The following is a 22,199-nucleotide window of genomic DNA, read 5'->3' on the forward strand; positions in this document are numbered from 1 at the left end:
GCTTCTTAAATATTAATTTTCTCTGACCACAGTGATAAAGCCTCTGAATTTAAGCCTGTTCGTTCCGAAATCAATGATGTAATAATAGGTTCCTTCATCTAAAGGACGGCCATTTAAGGTCGCATCCCAGCTGTTGTCATATCCTCTTTTGGTGTACAGAATACGTCCGGCTTTATCGAAAACCTTCACTTCATTATTCGGATAGAAATCAATGTTGTCTATCGTCCATTTATCATTAAAACCATCGCCGTTAGGAGTTATGATATTGGTTCCCTTGATCAGGGCCAGATCATCCAGTACACCCAGGGTAAAGGTTTGCGATTGACTACAGCCATTGGCATTCGTTGCTGTTACGGTGTAGGTAGTCGTTTCGCGTGGCCTTACGGTCAGTACTGCCGTGTTCTGACCAGTCAGAATACCCTCACTGTTGGCCCAGATATAGCTTGAGCCTCCGGTAGCGGTAAGGATCACCACATCTCCTTTACTGATCTGAGTTCCTTTGTTGCTGTTGATCGCCACGACCGGAGCCGCATTGACGGTCAGCAGGAAGGAACTGCTGTAAGTATCGACACCGCCATTTGCTGTACCACCATTATCTGTCACCATTACGGTAACAGTGGCCGTACCGGCAGCACCGCTTTTCAGTCTGTAGCTCAGGGTTCCAGTAGCACCGTTACCGCTTGCAGTTAAGCTTTCAAACAGACTGGAATTGCTGCTGCTGACACTTAAAGTAGTGGTTTGACCCGTTTCCGGTCCGGCACTGATTCCCGCTAAGGCTAGGGTCTGTGTAACCGTTGTAGCGCAAAGGGTTTGGTCGCCGATGGCAGAAAGGGTAGGTACTTCATTCACATCCGTTAAGCTGATCGTCAGCTCTTTGTCCAGCGAACTGTTGTTTTGCGTAGTGGAACGAACCCTCACTTTATAGCTGGCTTGAGTTTCAAAATCCAGGCTTGTAGTACTGAGGAGTTTATCGCCACTGATACTGAACAATCCATTGTCGGTATCTCCTGTGCCTGTTACCAGTGAATAAATAAAGGTGGCCGCAGGGTTGTCGGAGGTACTGTTTAATGTTCCTGCACTTGCTCCTGGAGCTGCGTTTTCATACAGAGGTACACTGGCCAGGCTGATGCTGGTTGGCACATCTGTTTTGATCGTCAGCGTTCCTTTCTGATAAGTGATCACATAGTTGTCTGCTGAGGCTCCGCTCACATTGATGTCGTAAGTACCCAGTGGACTGCTCGCTGTTGCCGTAGTGCTTAGCGTAGGAGGGGTAGTCAATACTGAACTGCTCTCTCCGTTCGCCAGGCCGGTATAGCTGGCAGTAAGTGTTGGAATCGGCGCACCAAGGAATTTCTCTTTGGCATCTGCAGTGATGGTCAGGCCTTTTCTGTTTACCGTTAATTTACCATTGGTATAAACGATGTTATAACTGCTTAGGTCTGTTCCAACTGCTGCGGTAGCTACGATGTCGTAGTCAGAGCCCGCAACCGTCGCATTTGCTGCCGCACCGGTACTGCTCAAACTCACTGAGGTAACGGTATTTCCGTTGACCAATCCGGTGGCGGTAAATTCGCTGCCGGTAAAGGTAACTACGCTACCATAGAATTTGCTCAGGTTTGAAGCCGCGATCGTCAGCGTTTTCTGGCCAACTGTTAAGGTTCCATCCGGATTGCTGACTGCATAGTTGGACAATTTATTGTCCGGATCTGCAAGCGTGGCAACGATCGGATAAGTTCCTGCTGCTGCAGTGGCTGCTCCACCGGCACTGTTCCTTGTGAGGCTGATGTTATCCCCGTTCTGGATTCCGGTAATGCTTCCTGTAAAGTCGGTACTGCCCAGTACATCTCCATAAACTTTAGAACGGCTGTCGTTCACAATTATTAGTGCCCTGGTATCCACCGTCAGCGTTTGCTGTACGTCAGGAGCCGGATTAAAGAATGTATTTCCAGCCTGGCTTGCAGTGATGGTAGTGCTTCCTGCTTTTAAAATCGTGGCTACATTACCTGTGATGGAAACGATGGAAGGATCAGCGGCGGTATAAGTTACCGGAAGTCCGGCTGATGAATTCGCACTGCCCAGCAGGAAGGAAGGATCTCCATAGATTTTAGCTGCAATCGGAGCAAAACTGATGCTTTGGCTTGCTTTAGGGATTGCCGAAACATCCGCACTTAATGCACTGGCATTACCCACCTGATCAATGGCTTGAATGCGGTAGTAATAAGTCGTACCATTGATTAATCCAACATTTGTAAAGGTTGTTGTTCCGGCAGGAACATCAGCCAGGAAGGTTGTTGGCGAAGGACTGGTTCCAAAAAGGATCCTGTAATTTGCCAGATCCGGTTCTGAATTGGCCGTCCAGTTTAAGATGACCTGTGTATCACCCGAAGCTGCGGTAAGTCCTGCAGGAACTGCAGGAGCAGTACGGTCGAAGGTTACGGAACCGGTGCCTGTAGAAACCGGAGTTCCCGGATTGCCGGCAAGATCACTGAAAGCGATGTTGTAAGCCACGAGTCCTTCCGGATCTGTTGAAGTAAAGGTATAAGCAGCAGTCCAGTTATTGCCTGTGGCTGTAGGTGTTACCGCATGGCCTGCGATGGTCACCACTGGTGTCTGCAAGGTTTCACTGGCCGTAAAGGTCAGCGTAGCCGTGTTGCCTACTTTGGCAAGGGTAGGAACCGTAAAGTCAGAAACGATGTTTACCGCGCTTAAAGTTGGAGCGGTACGATCGAAGGTGACTGAGCCGGTACCTGTAGAAACCGGAGTTCCTGCATTGCCTGCCAGATCACTGAAAGCAATATTGTAGGCCACTAATCCTTCTGCATCTGATGAAGTAAAGGTGTAAGTAGCGATCCAGTTATTACCTGTAGCTGTAGGCGTTACGGCATGACCTGCGATGGTCACGTCCGGAGTTTGCAGCACTTCGCTTGCTGTAAAGGTTAGCGTTGCCGTATTGCCTACGATAGCAAGGGTAGGATTGGCATGGTCAGAAACAATATTTACGGCGCTTAAAGTTGGTACCGATTGATCTAAAGTAACCGAACCTGAACCTGTAGAAACCGGTGTGCCTGCATTTCCTGAAAGGTCGCTGAAAGCGATATTGTAAGGAACCAGACCATCCGGATCAGCTGAAGTAAAAGTATAAGTAGCAGTCCAGTTGTTACCTGTAGCTGTTGGCGTTACGGTATGACCTGAAATGGTCACCACCGGAGTTTGTAAAGGCTCGCTTGCGGTAAAGGTCAAGGTTGCGGTATTGCCAACGATAGCCAGGAATGGAAGCGCATTGTTCGATGAAATTTCTACCGCAGACAGGGTCGGCGCAGATTTATCAACGGTCACACTGCCTGTACCTGTAGAAACCGGAGTTCCTGCATTGCCTGCCAGATCCAGGAATGCGATTTGGTAAGGAACCAAACCTTCTGCATCAGTAGAAGCAAGGGTGTAGGTTGCAGTCCAGTTGTTGCCGGCTGCTGTTGGGACTACGGTATGACCTGCAATCGTGACCACCGGAATCTGTAAGGCTTCACTCGAAGTGAAGGTTAAGGTAATGTTGTTTCCTACGTTTCCGAAAAGTGGATTCGCATTGTCAGATGCGATGTTTACCGCGCTTAAAGTTGGAGCGGTACGATCGAATGTCACACTGCCTGTGCCTGTAGAAACAGGAACGCCTGCATTTCCGATCAGATCACTGAAAGCTATGTTGTAGGCCACCAATCCTTCTGGATCCGATGAAGTAAAGGTATAAGTAGCGGTCCAGTTATTGCCTGCAGCTGTAGGCGTTACCGCATGACCTGCGATGGTGACCACAGGTGTTTGCAAGGTTTCGCTGGCTGTAAAGGTCAGGGTAGCAGTATTGCCCACTTTCGCGAGAACCGGATTACCATTGTCCGATACGATATTTACCGCGCTTAGCGTTGGTACCGTACGGTCAAAAGTATAGAAATCACCTGTCAGACCGGTTGCAATGTTATTTCCGGCGATATCGGTAATTCCTGTTCCTGCATTGTTCAGGTTCAGTCCGATGGTTCCGCTGCCAGTGATGGCATTGACTGTTACGCTGAAAACGGTATTGTCTGCAGAGGTGATGCCTGCGATTGTTCCGGCAGCGCCGCCAGTTGTCGACAGACTGAAGTCAGTCACATCTACATTGGATACGATTTTCGAGAAGGTAACCGTATATGCCACACTACTGGCCATGGTCGGATTCGGATCTGCCAATGCGATGCTGCTGATCACCGGAATGCTGGTGTCGATCGTTACCGCAAGTCCGGTTGAAGCCGGGCTCACATTACCTGCTGCATCTGTTGCTTTAGCCGTAACCGTATGTACACCTGGGCTCAGGGTAGTCGCAGTGATTGACCAGTTTCCGCCAGTGGCGATTCCGGTTCCGATCACCGTTACCCCGTCCGTATCATATAAGGTTACGGTCGAGCCTGCTTCGGCTGTGCCGGTAAATACAGGAGTGGTTACGTTGGTGATGTTATCCGAGTTAGACACCCCGCTGTCGCTGGCAGTGGCCAGAACAGGCGTTGATGGTGCTGCAGGATTGGAAGTATCAAAGGTCAGTGCCGGAGTCGTACCTGCGCCACCATTGTTACCCGCAACATCCGTATAAGTGGCTGCTGCCACGGTGATACTTGCGGTACCTGCGTTGATACCTGCAGTTGGCGTAAACGTTGCAGTGCGGGTGAAACCTGAGCCTGATATTGCGCCCAATGTTCCGCCGGTAACGACTACATCACCTGTCGTTCCATCCCAGGCAAATGTTGCTCCCGGGTCTTCAGAGAAAGTAAAGGTAATCGTTGCCGTTTCCCCTGTTTTCAACTGAGGGACATCGCTGGTAATGGCCAGTGTTGGCGAAGTCGTATCGATAGTTACAGCAAGTCCTGTGGAAGCCGGACTTACATTGTTTGCGGCATCTGTTGCTTTAGCCGTAATCGTATGTACACCAGGTGTCAGGGCAGCTACAGGAATTGACCAGTTTCCACCAGTGGCGATACCGGTTCCAATCACTGTTACCCCGTCCGTATCATATAAGGTTACGGTCGAGCCTGCTTCGGCTGTGCCGGTAAATACAGGGGTAGTCACATTGGTAACATTGTCTGTATTTGAAAAACCGCTGTCGCTGCCTGAAGCCAGAACAGGTGCAGATGGTGCTGCCGGATCGGAAGTATCAAAGGTGAGTGCCGGAGTCGTACCTGCGCCACCATTGTTACCTGCAATATCCGTATACGTAGCTGCTGCCACGGTAATGCTTGCGGTACCAGCATTGATGGAAGCCGTTGGCGTAAATGTTGCAGTGCGGGTCAGACCTGAGCCTGATATCGCAGCCAATGTGCCGCCGGTAACCACTACATCGCCTGTAGTTCCATCCCAATTAAAGGTAGTACCTGGATCTTCAGAGAAAGTAAAGGTAATCGTTGCCGTTTCCCCTGTTTTCAACTGAGGAACATTGCTGCTAATGGCCAGTGTTGGCGAAGTCGTATCGATGGTGACTGCAAGTCCTGTTGAAGCCGGACTTACATTGTTTGCCGCATCTGTTGCTTTTGCCGTAACGGTATGTATGCCTGGAGCCAGGGTAGATGCCGTGATCGACCAGTTTCCGCCAGTGGCGATACCGGTTCCAATCACCGTTACCCCGTCCGTATCATATAAAGTTACGGTCGATCCTGCTTCAGCTGTACCGGTAAATACAGGGATAGTCACATTGGTGATGTTGTCTGTATTTGAAAAACCGCTGTCGCTGGCTGTGGCCAGAACAGGAGCAGATGGTGCTAACGGATCAGAAGTATCAAAGGTGAGTGCCGGAGTCGTACCAGCGCCACCATTGTTACCTGCAATATCCGTATACGTAGCTGCTGCCACGGTGATATTTGCGGTACCTGCGTTGACACCTGCAGTTGGGGTAAATGTCGCAGTGCGGGTCAGACCTGCACCAGATATTACGCCTAATGTACCGCCGGTAACCGTCACATCACCTGCGTCAAATGTGGTTCCCGGATCTTCAGAGAAGGTAAAGGTAATGGTTGCGGTTTCACCTGTTTTCAATTGTGGTACATTGCTGGTAATGGCCAGCGTTGGTGAAGTCGTGTCGATCGTTACTGCAAGACCTGTGGAAGCCGGACTTACATTGTTTGCGGCATCTGTTGCTTTAGCCGTGATCGTATGTAAGCCTGGGGCCAGGGTAGTCGCAGTGATCGACCAGTTTCCGCCGGTAGCGATGCCAGTTCCAATCACCGTAACACCGTCCGTATCATATAAGGTTACTGTTGATCCTGGTTCGGCTGTGCCGGTAAATACAGGAGTGGTTACATTGGTGATGTTATCTGAGTTAGATACGCCACTGTCACTGCCTGCTGCCAGAACCGGAGCAGATGGTGCCGCCGGATCAGAAGTATCAAAGGTCAGTGCCGGAGTCGTACCAGCGCCACCATTGTTACCTGCAATATCTGTATAAGTGGCTGCTGCCACGGTGATACTTGCGGTACCAGCGTTGGTGGAAGCCGTTGGGGTAAATGTCGCAGTGCGGGTCAGACCTGAGCCGGATATCGCGCCCAGTGTTCCGCCGGTAACCACTACATCACCTGTAGTTCCATCCCAGTTAAAGGTAGTGCCCGGGTCTTCAGAGAAAGTAAAGGTAATCGTTGCCGTTTCACCTGTTTTCAACTGAGGGACATCGCTGGTAATGGCCAGTGTTGGCGAAGTCGTATCGATGGTGACTGCAAGACCTGTGGAAGCCGGACTTACATTGTTTGCCGCATCCGTTGCTTTTACAGTAACGGTATGTACGCCTGGAGCCAGGGTAGATGCCGTGATCGACCAGTTTCCGCCAGTGGCGATACCGGTTCCAATAGCGGTTACCCCGTCTGTATCGTATAAAGTGATGGTCGAACCTGCTTCAGCTGTGCCGGTAAATACAGGGGTTATCACATTCGTAATGTTATCTGCATTTGAAAAACCGCTGTCGCTGGCGGTGGCCAGAACAGGCGCTGATGGTGCAGCAGGATCGGAAGTATCAAAGGTCAGTGCCGGAGTCGTACCAGCGCCGCCATTGTTTCCTGCGATATCCGTATACGTAGCTGCTGCCACGGTGATACTTGCGGTACCAGCGTTGATGGAAGCCGTTGGGGTAAATGTCGCAGTGCGGGTCAAACCTGAGCCTGATATCGCGCCCAGTGTACCTCCGCTAACCACTACATCACCTGTAGTTCCATCCCAGGCAAATGTGGTTCCCGGGTCTTCAGAGAAGGTAAAGGTGATGGTTGCGGTTTCACCTGTTTTCAATTGAGGAACATTACTGGTAATGGCCAGTGTTGGCGAAGTCGTGTCAATCGTTACTGCAAGACCTGTGGAAGCCGGACTTACATTGTTTGCGGCATCTGTTGCCTTAGCCGTAACGGTATGTACGCCTGGAGCAAGGGTAGATGCGGTGATCGACCAGTTTCCACCAGTGGCGATGCCGGTTCCAATCACCGTTACACCGTCAGTATCATATAAGGTTACGGTCGAACCTGCTTCCGCTGTTCCGGTAAATACAGGAATGGTTACGTTGGTGATGTTATCTGTATTTGAAAAACCGCTGTCGCTGGCTGTAGCCAGAACCGGTGCAGATGGCGCCAATGGATCAGAAGTATCAAAGGTGAGTGCCGGAGTCGTACCTGCGCCACCATTGTTGCCTGCAACATCTGTATAAGTAGCTGCTGCCACGGTGATACTTGCGGTACCAGCATTGGTACCTGCAGTTGGGGTAAATGTCGCAGTGCGGGTTAAACCTGCACCGGATATCGCGCCCAATGTTCCACCGGTAACCACTACATCACCTGTAGTTCCATCCCAGGCAAATGTGGTTCCCGGATCTTCAGAGAAAGTAAAGGTAATCGTTGCCGTTTCACCGGTTTTCAACTGAGGGACACTGCTGGTAATCGCCAGTGTTGACGAAGTCCTATCGATGGTTACCACAAGTCCGGTTGAAGCCGGGCTCACATTACCTATAGCATCTGTTGCTTTAGCCGTAACGGTATGTACGCCTTCTGTCGGAGTGGTAGCAGTGATCGACCAGTTTCCGCCAGTGGCGATGCCGGTTCCGATGGCTGTTATTCCGTCTGTACCGTATAAAGTTACCGTTGAGCCTGCTTCGGCCGTTCCGGTAAATACAGGAGCGGTAGCATTGGTGATGTTGTCCGAGTTAGACACTCCGCTGTCGCTGGCAGCGGCCAGAACAGGCGCTGATGGTGCAGCAGGATCGGAAGTATCAAAAGTCAGCGCCGGAGTCGTACCTGCGCCGCCATTGTTACCTGCAATATCCGTATACGTAGCTGCTGCCACGGTGATATTTGCGGTACCTGCGTTGACACCTGCAGTTGGGGTAAATGTCGCAGTGCGGGTCAGACCTGCACCAGATATTACGCCTAATGTACCGCCGGTAACCGTCACATCACCTGCGTCAAATGTGGTTCCTGGGTCTTCACTAAAAGTAAAAGTAATCGTTGCCGTTTCACCGGTTTTCAATTGAGGAACACTGCTGGTAATCGCCAGTGTTGGTGAAGTCGTATCGATCGTTACTGCAAGACCTGTGGAAGCCGGACTCACGTTGTTTGCTGCATCCGTTGCTTTAGCCGTAACGGTATGTACACCTGGGGCAAGGGTAGAGGCAGTGATCGACCAGTTTCCGCCAGTGGCGATGCCGGTTCCAATCACTGTAACACCGTCAGTATCATATAGCGTTACTGTCGATCCTGCTTCGGCTGTGCCGGTAAATACAGGAATGGTTACGTTGGTGATGTTATCTGTATTTGAAAAACCGCTGTCGCTGGCAGTGGCCAGAACCGGTGCAGATGGTGCTGCCGGATCGGAAGTATCAAAAGTCAGTGCCGGAGTCGTACCTGCACCGCCATTGTTACCTGCAACATCTGTATAAGTAGCTGCTGCTACGGTGATGCTTGCTGTTCCACCATTGGTGGCTGCTGTTGGGGTAAATGTCGCGGTACGGGTAAGACCTGAGCCTGATATTGCGCCCAATGTTCCGCCGGTAACCACTACATCACCTGTAGTTCCATCCCAGGCAAATGTGGTTCCCGGATCTTCACTAAAAGTAAAAGTAATCGTTGCGGTTTCACCTGTTTTCAATTGTGGTACATCGCTGGTAATCGCCAGTGTTGGTGAAGTCGTATCAATCGTTACTGCAAGACCTGTGGAAGCCGGACTCACGTTGTTTGCTGCATCCGTTGCTTTAGCCGTAACGGTATGTACACCTGGGGCAAGGGTAGAGGCAGTGATCGACCAGTTTCCGCCAGTAGCAATACCGGTTCCAATCACCGTTACCCCGTCAGTATCATATAAGGTTACGGTCGATCCTGCTTCGGCTGTGCCGGTAAATACAGGAATGGTTACGTTGGTGATGTTATCTGTATTTGAAAAACCGCTGTCGCTGGCCGTAGCCAGAACAGGTGCGGATGGCGCCAATGGATCGGAAGTATCAAAAGTCAGCGCCGGAGTCGTACCTGCACCGCCATTGTTACCTGCAACATCTGTATAAGTAGCTGCTGCTACAGTGATGCTTGCTGTTCCACTATTGGTGGCAGCAGTTGGGGTAAATGTCGCAGTGCGGGTCAGTCCTGAGCCTGATATTGCGCCCAATGTTCCGCCGGTAACCACTACATCACCTGTAGTTCCATCCCAGGCAAATGTGGTTCCCGGATCTTCACTAAAAGTAAAAGTAATCGTTGCGGTTTCACCTGTTTTCAATTGTGGTACATCGCTGGTAATCGCCAGTGTTGGTGTAGTCGTGTCAATCGTTACTGCAAGACCTGTGGAAGCCGGACTCACATTACCTATTGCATCTGTTGCTTTTGCGGTAACGGTATGTACACCTGGGGCAAGGGTAGAGGCAGTGATTGACCAGTTTCCGCCAGTGGCAATACCAGTTCCAATCACCGTTACCCCGTCAGTATCATATAAGGTTACTGTCGATCCTGCTTCGGCTGTGCCGGTAAATACAGGAATGGTTACGTTGGTGATGTTATCTGTATTTGAAAAACCGCTGTCGCTTGCTGTAGCCAGAACAGGTGTAGATGGTGCTAACGGATCAGAAGTATCAAAAGTCAGCGCCGGAGTCGTACCTGCACCGCCATTGTTACCTGCAACATCCGTATACGTAGCTGCTGCCACAGTAATACTTGCGGTACCAGCGTTGGTGGCTGCTGTTGGGGTAAATGTCGCAGTTCGGGTCAGTCCTGAGCCTGATATTGCGCCCAATGTTCCGCCGGTAACGACTACATCGCCAATGGTTCCATCCCAGGCAAATGTGGTTCCCGGATCTTCAGAGAAGGTAAAGGTAATCGTTGCCGTTTCACCTGTTTTCAACTGAGGTACATCGCTGGTAATCGCCAATGTTGGTGAAGTGGTATCGATCGTTACTGCAAGACCTGTAGAAGCCGGACTCACATTGTTTGCGACGTCTGTTGCTTTTGCCGTAACGGTATGTACGCCTGGGGCCAGGGTAGATGCGGTGATCGACCAGTTTCCGCCAGTGGCAATACCGGTTCCAATCACCGTTACCCCGTCAGTATCATATAGTGTTACTGTCGATCCTGCTTCGGCTGTGCCGGTAAATACAGGAATGGTTACGTTGGTGATGTTATCTGTATTTGAAAAACCGCTGTCGCTGGCGGTGGCCAGAACAGGAGCAGATGGTGCTGCCGGATCGGAAGTATCAAAGGTTAGTGCCGGAGTAGTCCCTGCACCGCCATCGTTTCCTGCCAGATCCGTATACGTAGCTGCTGCAACAGTAATACTTGCTGTTCCTCCATTGGTGGCAGCTGTTGGGGTAAATGTCGCGGTGCGGGTCAAACCTGTACCGGATATTGCGCCCAATGTTCCGCCGGTAACCACTACATCGCCTGTCGTTCCATCCCAGGCAAATGTTGCTCCCGGGTCTTCAGAGAAAGTAAAGGTAATCGTTGCGGTTTCACCGGTTTTCAATTGCGGTACATTGCTGGTGATGACCAGGGTAGGAGCGGTGGTATCGATCGTTACTGCAAGGCCTGTTGAAGCGACGCTCTCATTTCCGGCAGGATCTGTTGCTTTTGCCGTGATGGTATGTATGGCTTCTGTCAGCACTGTAGAAGTAATAGACCAGTTTCCACCAGTGGCGACACCGGTTCCGAGTACCGTTGTTCCGTCTGTATCATATAAGGTCACTGTGGAACCCGCTTCTGCGGTTCCGGTAAAGACAGGGAGGGTAACATTGGTAACGTTATCCGTTGGTATTCCACTGTCACTTGCCGTAGCCAGCACAGGTGTTGAAGGTGCATTTGGTGCAGTGGTATCGATAACGAAATTTTTATTTGCACCCAATGAGCCTGCAGTTCCCGGCGCAGGTAGGGCTAATGGTGCATTTGCACCAAGCCCGTTCTGTATCGTACTTCCACCTGCAAGGCTGAGCGATCCGACTGCTGCATAATCCAGATCTGCGGAGGTTTCTCCGGCAGCTACGGTGTAGGTGAAGCTTAGCGTTGAGGTTCCTGATCCAGAAGTATAAAAGGCTTTTCCGCCACTGTTTAAGGCGAGTTCAGGAACACCTGTTACGAAAACAGGTTGGTTAAACGTGACCGTTACAACGATCACACCTCCTTCTTTATACAGAAGGACGGTATTTGGGGAGTTTACATCTGTTACATTGAAGAACAGTAAGGACTGGTGTAAACCCTGGGTGAATATGGGATTCGAGCCTATGGTGTGAATCACCGGTTCGCCGACGGTAAAGTCCATGGTATTCCCACCGGACAGTGCCAGGGTACCACCAGCGGCACTCGTCGTATGGCTATTCGCGGATTGAGCATTTGCCGTTAAGCCAGCCAATATCGCGACCCATAACAATATAATTGTTTTTAGGTATCTCATGATGATAAGTTTAATGATCAGCTGTACTTATTTACTCAATGCTTAATCCGGCACTGGCATAGCCAGCTGTGGTCGTCAACAGACTGATACCGGCAGCTGAAGTAGAGAACACCAATAAAAAGCGGGTCTCGGCAGTTACGGGAATATTGAGTCCTGTTGTGATTCCATTAGATATGGCACCTATACTGATGATACCCGATAAGGAAGGAGCTAAAGTAACCGAAGCTCCGGGAACAGCGGTAAAACTGTTGTTTGGAGTTGTGGCGGAATAAAGCTGTGCGGTAATGCTTACTGTCGTACCGATCAGGGATAATGCTGCTGTAGTGCTAAAATAAGCAGACATACTTTTGATCGTTCCGCTTCTTGGCATAGAAAAGGCAAAGTTTAAGAGTGTACCAGCTGCCCCGGTCAGGTCAATTGTTGAACCCAATATCGAAAGGCTGGGTGCACTGCTGCCGAAACCGACAAAACTCGGTGTACCGGCAAGACCGCCAGCGATGGTGGTCAAAGTCACAGGAGTACCTGATGCGAAAGGAATAATCGCACCGCCATTAGAACCTCCTGATGCGTCATTGGCATCGGTAAGTCTTACCCATACCCCTGTTTTAGAATAGTAGAAACCTTTAGGTGCGTTGGTTTGGTAAACCAGTAAACCATCACTTGGTGAAGCGATTGCTGCTGCCGAAGCCACTCTTGGAATCAGGATTCCTTTGGTAGTCGACCAGATGTCCAATACCGCATCATTTGCAGGGAATGTGCCCGTTCCGGTACCGATCCCAACGCTACCGGTATTATTGTTCAGGATGTTTGCACCCGCAGCTGTCCAACGGTTATCGTCGCTGGTTATCGAAGTCGACGCATTTAAAGCATAAGGAACGCTCACCAGCTCTACGGTCCCAATTAAGACGTAGGAAGAACCTCCGGTGATGTCCGCTTCAATTTTAAGGTATTTGTTACCGGTAGCCCAGGGGATATTGGCAAATACGCCAGTAACCACTGTTCCCGTTCCGATTTGCAGATTGACCAATCCAAAGGCATTGGTGGTTGGCAATTGTGTCTCGGTATAGATTGCGGCACCTACCGGTCCGTTTTGCACGGTAAGTCGCATTCCTACCGCCTGACTAGGTACAGGCTGTCCGCCAGCATCTCGGATCACCGCCTGATAATTAATTTTCTGTGGGACTTGTGCGAAACTGTTAAGCACAAATAAAAATAACACAAATAGAGTAGAAGTTACTTTTTTCATAAGTGAGAGAATAAAGATGTTTAATTTAGATATGTAATAATTAGCTGTTGTTTTAGAACTGTGGCGAGAATAGCGCTGGTGTGTTACGCTATATAAAGTTATCAGGCTTGTGATACTAAAAGCCTGATTTTGACGTTGTAGTTGTCTAACTATTGAATAGTTATAAAAAGATAGGGTGATTAAGAGACCTTCTGTTGAGAGAAATAGGCGGTCGGCATGATGCCGGTTTCTTTTTTAAATGCATTATAAAAAGTGGCCACACTTTTAAAACCACATTCATGAGCAATCGACTCAATCGTCATTCTTTGTGCTTTAAGAGGGTATTGTTCCAGGAAGGAATGAATTCGGTATTCGTTGATCCAGTCGCGAAAGTTCTTCCCGATCAGGTTATTAAGTACAAAGGAACAGTGGTGAACAGGAATATTTAATGCTCCCGCCAGATCGACGATCTGAAAGTCTTCCAGCAGGTAGGGTTTTTTAGTTTCCATCACTTCCTTCATCGCATTGGAGTAATTGTCCAGCTGATGCGGCAAAAGACTGATCTTTTTTATCGTGTTCATCATTGCCGGAATTTCAGGTTTAACCTCTTTCTGCTCCATGTCCAGGTTAACCGAAACGAACAGATAGCCATAGAATAATCTCGGTTGATGGAGTACAAAAATCATGAGGATTAAAAGTATGGTTCCAACAGCGGAGATAAATAAGGTATTGCTGTATGGGAGCTTCATCGTCTGGAACAGCAAGGGGAGAAAACCCGCCAGTTGAAAAAAGGTGCCCGTTTTAAGGAAAAACAACAACCAGTTTCTACCCGCATGGCCAGCCTTTTTATCCAGGATATTCGACTTTAACACCGTATACCATGTGTAGGACAGATAAACGACCACCAGAACAGGCCTGAACAGGGAACTGAAAGCGGCAGAAAACAAGCCCGTTCTTTCGGTAATAAACAATTGTTTGTTCTCTTCAATCTGGGTTGCAATTAAGGTCCAGTTGATCGGAAGGGCTAAATTCCAGGGAGATAAATGGATAATGGCGAGAATTGCCGGAATAAAATGTAACCATTGGAACTTACGCAGCTGTTGGTTGCCCCTGATGAAAATGATCGTATACAGGTAGAAACAGGCAGGAGCGATGTACCACAATGGCGTAAACAGCTGATATAAGACCGGATAGGTCGCTTTTTGATCTGAATGAACCAACAAGGAGATCAGGACTTGTCCAAAACTTGAAAACAAGAGGAGGGCGAGCAGGTAGTTGAGTAACCTGATTCCCCGTTTTGCAAAAAATAAATGCAGGGAAAGGACGAGGAGAAAAAAGCAACTGATGCTGGTGAAAAAGAGGGAGAGTGTCATATATCAGGCACATAGGTAATTAAATATAACTCTTTTTATTTCGGGATAGATGAACTGTAGTGCTGTTGAGATAAAATGAACAAAATGAACAAGCCTATAGGCTGATGCTGAGGCCTCTCTGATGGATTTCCCTGTTTTTGGGTTGACAAAACTATCGATTTAGTTCGTTTAACTAAATTTAATCCATAACTTACAATAACGCTCTGGCACGAAGCTAAGGCATTACATCAGGTAGGTTATGGAGGCAAATTTAACAAGGGAGGATTTCGAAGAATGGCTATTTGCAATGTCAGATAAGTTGGAAGAATTCGGTGATTTTTTTGAAAGGGAAACGAATAAGAAGCTCAATTACAGTCCGCAGTCCATCAATGACGTGGAAGAGTGGCTGCTGATCAAGTTCAGCTCCACAGAGGAGATGCTCAGGGCTGAGCATCAGTATACCTTAGATCTGGTGAGCCGTTATGTTGGGGAAACATTCCGCGAAAACCTGCATGGGAAATGGGACATTGATCTGGAACATAAGCAGGATGTGTTTTACCACCTGCCTGTCGTTGTGGCGGATAAGGGATACCCACCAATTGCCCCTTATCCCTTAATTACCGCGAGTGTAAACAAGAGAGGGGGCAGTTATATTGGTGCGGTTCTTAACCATGCGTTAAGAGGAGGTAATTGAGCTTTAAAATTCTATGTCGTCGGCTACATTGCCACCCTGGGCATTTGCAAACTTTTGGCTATACTTTTCCTTATAAGCAGCTTGCGTCTGCATATATTTTTGGGAATCGGCCGCAATATCCCGGTGAATCTGCTCATTCCATAAGGAAGCAGCGATTTGAAAATCACCGAGAGAAATTCCATATTGGTCCGCAATCCAGCTGGCGCCATCCAGTCCATAATCATAAGCCACCTGTCTGGCAACTTCCAGTTCCTGATAGAAGTCTTTATCAGTTTTGATTTTCTCTATATAACCTGAAGCTTCCGCAGAAACCTCAGCTTGTAGCTGACTGAATTTAGGGTGTTGGTCTGCCGTACCGAAATGCTGACCAAAAAGCGTAACCACCTGATAAGTAGCATCTTCCTTCATGCGTTCCTGCCAAAGTAAATTGGCTTCCTGCCATACCGGCATTTCTACGCCCAGGGCTTTTGCAACCTGGTCTTCGCTCAGGCCGCTGCCCATCTTTGCGCATGCAGCGCTGTAATCTTCTAAAGTAATACCGTGAATAGGTGCTAATAATGGATTCTCAGACATGTTTTCTATATTTAAGTTTGACTAATAAGGTGATCATTCCATAAACGCTGGTAAAAACGTTCATTTTCTTCCCGCATATCGGGTGTTATTTTATTCCATTCATCAAACATGGAACGTAAATATTGCCGGTAGAGTTCCGGCTTTTTGGGGCTGCTTTGCTCATAAATCAAAAGCAGATGTTTTGTTCGCTGTTCGGCGAGGCTCCGGGCCTGATAAAATACCATTTGCATTTCCGTGGAAGGGGTATAGGTATTTTGCGTCTGGCAGAATGGGCATTGGATATAGGCTGCAATGTAAAACATCTTTGGAATGCTCATCTTTGCCGCACATTGTTTACAGCTAAACTGATCCTTTATGCGCTCAAATTGAATCAGTTGCTCCTGGTAAGCCGCTTCCAGATCGTTTTGTCCTTCTGCAGCCATGAGCAGTTCGATGCCCTCATTTATCTTTGCTTCAAATTGCTGATGCCGGTGCAGACAAGCCATTTTAAAATGGTAGAGCCGCTCATGGTATTTGCGTCCGGCACTGGAAATCAGATCTGGAAGACCCGTACCAGATCTATAAATAAAAGGAATAATGCGTTCTTCATTTGCGTCATTTGCTTTCCGCCGTATCTGGTTGATCTGTCCGATCAATCCCGTTCGCATCCGGATGTGTGCACGCTTATAAGGATCGCTGTCTTCCTTAAATACCGCGATCAGTTCCGGTACAGCCGCTAAACACAGTTCTTCAAGACGTGCTTCCAGCTTATCAAGAAAGGCAAACCATTTTTCTTCGGTTTGTCTGATTTCCTCCAATAAGGCAGGGTTATCGTATTTGTTTTTAAAGAACCCAAACATCAGCTAAGCGTTGTTTATCTTTTTAATATGTATGCCATCACTGAGGCTGACTTCCATGAATTTAAAACCACAATAAGCACAGCGGGTAAGCCCATCCGAAAAAGCGCGGCCGGCACCACATTCCGGGCAATCCAGCACCTGCATTTTAGCCTTTTCGTATCTGATTTCTCCACCGTAGTTTTCCTGTAACAGGGACTGTTGTTTTAGCCGGTCCAGATAGCTTCGTGTGTTTTTTGTCTCCTTATTGCCCATAGGTCCTGTTATAATAGCTTTAACAATTCTTCTTTTTTGGCCGCATATTCGGCATCGGTAATCAGTTGCCTGTTGAACAGTTCCTTTAAGTTTTTGAGCCTTTCGGAGATGTCTTCTCCCGGACCTGCTTTTTGCGGTAGTGATGCAGAAGGGTTGATGTTCATGATCATTCCCATGGCCAGCCCTTGCCGGGTCACATCTGCCATGCCGTTGTTTTCATTGCCTATTGCAGTGGCGATGCTAAATTTTGAGAATTTATCCATGTCAGTGACCATATTCATGCCCGTTACTTTATCATAATGTTGCAGCACTTCTTCAGGTAAAGTCACACTTGTGACGTTGAACTGCGTTATTTCAAGGCCAAATCCCGTAAAAATGGATTGGATTAAAGGCTTTATCTTTTCATTCAATTCTGCAATATTGCCGGCAACATCCATTACTGCGAGCTTTGCTCCGGCTAAAACTGCGGCAAATCTGGGAGCGATGAAATCACGCAATTGTAATTCCAGTTCGGCAATGCCCAGGTTGGGATAGCTGCCTGCATATTCTTTAAAGAACAGGCCGACGTCGGTGATGCGGATATTGTAATTGCCATAGGCCCTGATGCGTACCTGTCCGAAGTTTTCGTCCCTCATCAGTACCGGACTCGGGGTTCCCCAGCGAAGGTTTATAAATTGATGTGTGTTGAAAAAGTAGATGTCTGCTTTGTATGGACTTTCAAAACCATATTTCCAACCCTTCAGGCGGGAAAGCAGGGGAATGTTCTCTGTTTTCAGGATATGTTTTCCTGCCGGGAAGACATCGGCCAGTTGGCCTTCATTCAATAAAAGCGCATGCTGACTTTCCCTGACCGTCAATACTGCACCGTTTTTAATTTCCTGATCTGCATCAGGAAACTTCCACATTAACATATTTGGATGTGGACTTACAGATTCAATAACCTCTAAAAATGGTAATGTCATATTTCCGGGTTTAAAAAAGCCACCACCAGGTAGGGGCCTGGCGGCAGCAAGGGGGTATGCTATAAAGGTCTTATTTATTTCCTATCGCAGCAGCCTACATTGCATCTACGAATTGGGGAATTGCTGACTACAATACGTCTACAGATTTCCAGGATATTTACATTTTGTATCAATTTTGATCTATTTGTATTAATTTCAGGCTATGAAATCCTCCCTGTTCAAACTGTTTATTTGCAGCTTCCTTTGTTTATCTCTGTTTAATGCTTCGGCGCAGTCTGTCTTATCCGACAGTCTAAAGACCGCCCTGAATGAATCCTCTATCTCTCCTCCGGAAAAATCAAGATTACTGACCCGGTTGTCGGAAGTATACCGGTTGAATAAAGACGATCAGGCAGGAATACGAACCGGAAAGGAAAGTGTGCGCTTTGCTTTGAAGACCCGCAATTATACGGAGGCCGTAAAAGCATATGTAGTACTCACTAATATCTATGCCATTACTCAGCAGTTTGCGGCCATGAAAACAGCAAGTGATTCCGCGATGGTCATCGCACGTCAGCAGCATAAGCCTGAAGCCATGGCTTATGCCTGGTATGGACGGGCATTGTTGTACAAGGCCTTATCGAATGCAGATGAAGTGGTAAAACATTGTCAGTTGGGGTTGAAAGCGCTGGAAAAAACAGAAGATCCTTATCTTTCGTCTAAGCTTTATTATCAGCTTTATGCGGTAAATTCAGGCTGGAACAATGTAGCCAAAGTCAACTTATACGCCAGAAAGGCGACCGGGAATGCGTTGAAAGCTAAGGATTACAATGGATTAAGTAATGCCTATACCGGTTTATCTGTGGCTTTTGAATACAATTATGCAGCTTCGAAAAAGGTGGCTGATCTGGATAGTGTCTTATTTTACCTGAATAAATCGGAAGCCCTTTATCAGCAATATCCTGGCCGTGTAGCTGATCATACCTATGCGATAGCCTGTATCAATATGGCGAGCTATTACCTTAAATATTTTCCGGAAAGCGATCAATCGGCTAAAAGTAATGGAATCCGATATGCAAATAAGGCAAGGAAGGTCATGGAGAATAGTTTGAGAAATCAGTCGATCATTGCCAACAGCCTGGGAATTCTGAGTGAGTATGCCAGGAGGGAAGGAGATCTGGGATTGATGGAACGTTACCTTCTTCAGGCTTATGAGGTTATGAAAACGGAAAAAGATCCAACTTACCATACCCTGATCAATGTGGTACAGGCACTGGCCGACAGCTATGAGAAGAAAGGGGAATATGCAAAGGCATTGAGTTTTCAAAAACAGGTCACGGAATACAACAATAAGAGTTTCGACAAAACGCAGGCAACGAATGCGCAGAAACTGGAAATACAATACGATACGGAAAAAAAGAACAATGAAATGTTGGTCCTGAAGGAGCGGGAAAGCAGTCGTCATTTACAATCGGTTCTATATGGCTGCATTGCCTTTGCATCCCTGGTTGGTCTGATCTTTTTGTTCCGTTCCTACCATTTCAAGCTGCGATATTCCTTACAATTGGAAAAGCAATTACAGCTGGAAAAACAGGACTCGGAGCTACAGGTGAAGCTGGAAAGGGAAGCACAGGCAAGGCTGATCGCAGAACAGCGCTTAATGGAGGCAGAGCAGCAACAGTTGAAGAAAGAAGTGATGGCCAATGTCTTGCAACTCGATCATAAAAACCAAATGCTGCACCAAATTAAAGCACAATTAACTGAAGGTGAACCGGTCAATATGCACAAAATACTCAAGTCGGAGTCGATGCTGGACAATAGCTTTGAACAGGCAAAACTAGAACTCCAGCAACTACACCCCAGCTTTTTCCGATTGCTAGCCGAGCGGTCCCTGCAAAAGCTGACCCCGCTTGATCTGAGGTTCTGTGCCTGCCTGCACCTCCACATGGATACCCGGCAAATTGCGCAGCTGATGCATATAGAGGCCAAGAGTGTTCGGATGAGCCGTTACCGGATCAAGCAGAAGCTGGGGCTTTCGAAGGAAGATGACCTGAATGTTTTCCTCCAGCAACTCGGTAAAAGCCCCTCTTAAAGATCTTTATTTTACGAAGATGCCGGTGAGGTGACCCGTAATATCCTTGAGAGATACGGCCTTACCATTTTTCCAGTAAGTAGGGTTTCCTTCCAGATAACCCACCAGATAAACATCCTGACCAGATACGGCCATGGCATTTACCCCTGCACTTTCTTTGCCATCTGTTAATCTTGTCGGCTGTCCGTTTTTCCAGCTTACCATCACATTGATCGCTTCTGCATTTCTTTCGAACCCGGCAAAATAGACATCATTACCAGATAAGGAAACCGCTTTGGCACTTGTTCCATTGGCGAGCAGGATTTCTTTTCCATTTTTCCAATACACGGCAATTTCTATCCCTTCTTTATCCCTGGCTTTACCAGCTACGTAAACGTCTGTTCCCGAAACTGCGATCCCATTGGCTTCTGCACCTGGGTTAGCGGAGACCAGTTTTATTGCCTTTCCATTTTTCCAGTAAGTCGCTTCATAATCCCCGTTTTCATCTACCTGATAACCGGAGATGTATACCTCCTGGCCGGCAACGAAGATATCTGTCAGCGTGATGTCTTCGCCCATTTTTGTGGCAATCCCGTTTTTCCAGTACATCGCAATAGAGCCATTGTTTCCGATGACATGTACATCTGGGCCCGAAACGGCCAGTGCGAGTGCTTTTGCATAAGTTTTACCATCGCTGAGTACGATCGCTTTACCGTTCTTCCAGTACATCGCAACAGGTTCCCCTGCACTGTTATTTACATATCCGGATACGTATTCGTCATTGCCTGATACCACAATGTCTAAAGCTTCAGCGAAGGTCTTTCCATCAGTTAATTTGATGACCTGCCCGTTTTTCCAATAATTGATAAAATTTGGCCCTCCGTCATTACCAAGGTAGGTTAGGTATAAGCCGGGAGCAGATTGTGCTTTAGTAACCGTACTTAGTACAGTAAACAAAAAGGTCAGACAATACAGTTTTGATAGGATTTTCATTATTTGTTATTTTTTTAATCTAAGGAATGATGAGTTATATGCAAAGCTAGTTTAATTAGTAAAAAATTCAAGATACTAAATAAAATTCCGAGAATAATATATAATTTTTGGTTACTAACTATATTAGTATAATTTTGTTTTTGCTAAAATTCGATTGAGTTTATAATATGGAATCTAATTCTCCTTTATTGAGGTTTTATCCTGGAGAAACACCCTGGCACCGCAACTGGAAGAAAGCATTTCCTCCGGCTTTCAGGGAAGTCAGTTTTGTGGATGCGACCTTTGGCGAGCTTCACCGGGCTGATGTACACACGCCCTGTGGAACGACGCTGGAGTTTCAGAATTCTCCGATTTCTATGGAGGAACTCAGGAGCAGGGAGGCTTTTTATCCAAACCTTGTTTGGATCCTCAACGGAAAGAAGTTTAAAGGATTCCGGATCCTTAAAAGCTTGCCGGATGTAGATGATCCCCGGCTTTCTGCCTATGAGTTTTGCCATAGTGATCACCTTTCCATGATCCGCAAGTCGGACCTCGCTCAGGAGAAGCCGAAGGTTTTAAATTTCTATCATCCGGAGATTAAAGGGGTTCCTTTAACCTCTTACTATTATTCATTTTGCTGGAAACACCCGCATCGCGTATGGTTTGAAGCAAAATGTCCCATCATTGTGGATTTGGGTGGCCACTTCTTATACCAGCTAAAACAGCGAAGACAACTGTCCGGAGATTATGCTTATCTGCACATCATTCCGAGAAAATCGTTTATTGAACGATACGTGTTCTGAGCTCAGATGTGGAGCGGACAGGTATTTCCATGATAAAGAAGGTACGAAAAGAGCATACGGCTCAAGCAAAAATTGAAACGATTCTTAACCGGGAGCGCGGTTTATTGTTTCTTTTTAATGACGGTAACGGCTATTTTTCCATCTTCCAAACCCTCCAGGTTTTTATCTGCAAAAGTATCTTTGGCAGCTGATTTTTGTATGAGTTGTAAGAGCTCTTCAGAAGTGCCCGTATGTTGAACATCGATGGTAGAGCCTGTGGCACTATATTTAATTTTGGTGCTTTCTACACCTGTACATTTCTGAATGTTTTCATTGACCGCTTTCAAGGTCATAAAGTCGACCCCATTGAGGGTGATGGTGGTGCCGCCTGTTACCGGGGCAGCAGGTTCCGTTGTTTTCTTCTTTTTCGACAAGAAGCCTAACAATTTATCGCCTGTACCTTTAGTGCGGTCTGCCGCGTTTGATGCTTTATCTACCTTGCTTAATGCTTTATCAATTTTGTCGAATACGCCCTGTGCTTTAAGCGATGTGCCACCAAATATGATCAGTGCGAAACACATCATCGGAATAATTTTCATG

General features: G+C 47.5%; 12 protein-coding genes. 3 read left to right on the forward strand and 9 right to left on the reverse strand.

The annotated features are described in order from the left end of the window. Window positions 1-12: 12 nt before the first annotated feature. From AAFF35_RS14240 to AAFF35_RS14250, 3 genes are all read right to left on the reverse strand, one after another. On the reverse strand, window positions 13-11,898 hold the full coding sequence (locus tag AAFF35_RS14240) for an Ig-like domain-containing protein (protein WP_342333183.1): 11,886 nt from the start codon (window positions 11,896-11,898) through the stop codon (window positions 13-15). A gap of 31 nt (window positions 11,899-11,929) precedes the next feature. Beyond that, a complete protein-coding gene (locus AAFF35_RS14245; protein ID WP_342333184.1) occupies window positions 11,930-13,144 on the reverse strand; it encodes an exosporium glycoprotein BclB-related protein in 1,215 nt (404 codons plus the stop codon). A gap of 179 nt (window positions 13,145-13,323) precedes the next feature. Continuing rightward, entirely contained in the window at window positions 13,324-14,496 is a 1,173-nt protein-coding gene (locus tag AAFF35_RS14250; protein WP_342333185.1) for a helix-turn-helix domain-containing protein, read from the reverse strand. A 238-nt stretch (window positions 14,497-14,734) separates the two neighbouring features. Between AAFF35_RS14250 and AAFF35_RS14255 the strand changes: the two genes are divergently transcribed. Next, the gene (locus AAFF35_RS14255; RefSeq protein ID WP_342333186.1) at window positions 14,735-15,169 is read left to right on the forward strand and encodes a hypothetical protein; all 435 of its coding nucleotides are present in this window, start codon (window positions 14,735-14,737) and stop codon (window positions 15,167-15,169) included. Window positions 15,170-15,172: 3 nt separating this feature from the next. On the opposite strand, the gene AAFF35_RS14260 is transcribed toward AAFF35_RS14255, so the two are convergent. The 4 genes from AAFF35_RS14260 to AAFF35_RS14275 are packed head-to-tail and all read right to left on the reverse strand — an operon-like array spanning window position 15,173 to window position 17,795. Further along, on the reverse strand, window positions 15,173-15,742 hold the full coding sequence (locus tag AAFF35_RS14260) for a DUF6620 family protein (protein WP_342333187.1): 570 nt from the start codon (window positions 15,740-15,742) through the stop codon (window positions 15,173-15,175). 11 nt (window positions 15,743-15,753) lie between these two features. Further along, window positions 15,754-16,581 carry a hypothetical protein gene (locus AAFF35_RS14265; protein ID WP_342333188.1) on the reverse strand — a complete coding sequence of 276 codons (828 nt, stop codon included), beginning with the start codon at window positions 16,579-16,581 and terminating at the stop codon, window positions 15,754-15,756. Between the two features lie 3 nt (window positions 16,582-16,584). Next, window positions 16,585-16,833, reverse strand: a complete 249-nt coding sequence (locus AAFF35_RS14270; protein ID WP_342333189.1) for a hypothetical protein — start codon at window positions 16,831-16,833, stop codon at window positions 16,585-16,587. Between the two features lie 8 nt (window positions 16,834-16,841). Next, a complete protein-coding gene (locus tag AAFF35_RS14275) occupies window positions 16,842-17,795 on the reverse strand; it encodes an SPFH domain-containing protein (RefSeq protein ID WP_342333190.1) in 954 nt (317 codons plus the stop codon). Between the two features lie 202 nt (window positions 17,796-17,997). On the opposite strand from AAFF35_RS14275, the gene AAFF35_RS14280 reads away from it, so the two are divergent. Further along, window positions 17,998-19,866, forward strand: coding sequence for a tetratricopeptide repeat protein (locus AAFF35_RS14280; protein WP_342333191.1), 1,869 nt, complete (start codon window positions 17,998-18,000; stop codon window positions 19,864-19,866). 6 nt (window positions 19,867-19,872) lie between these two features. Here AAFF35_RS14280 and AAFF35_RS14285 read toward each other — a convergent pair whose 3' ends face one another. Next, window positions 19,873-20,838, reverse strand: a complete 966-nt coding sequence (locus AAFF35_RS14285) for a hypothetical protein (protein WP_342333192.1) — start codon at window positions 20,836-20,838, stop codon at window positions 19,873-19,875. A 167-nt stretch (window positions 20,839-21,005) separates the two neighbouring features. On the opposite strand from AAFF35_RS14285, the gene AAFF35_RS14290 reads away from it, so the two are divergent. Further along, a complete protein-coding gene (locus AAFF35_RS14290) occupies window positions 21,006-21,620 on the forward strand; it encodes a competence protein (RefSeq protein ID WP_342333193.1) in 615 nt (204 codons plus the stop codon). Window positions 21,621-21,721: 101 nt separating this feature from the next. Here AAFF35_RS14290 and AAFF35_RS14295 read toward each other — a convergent pair whose 3' ends face one another. Next, on the reverse strand, window positions 21,722-22,198 hold the full coding sequence (locus AAFF35_RS14295; RefSeq protein ID WP_342333194.1) for a hypothetical protein: 477 nt from the start codon (window positions 22,196-22,198) through the stop codon (window positions 21,722-21,724). Window position 22,199 lies beyond the last annotated feature (1 nt).

The organism is Pedobacter sp. FW305-3-2-15-E-R2A2 (assembly GCF_038446955.1).
GTDB lineage: Bacteria > Bacteroidota > Bacteroidia > Sphingobacteriales > Sphingobacteriaceae > Pedobacter.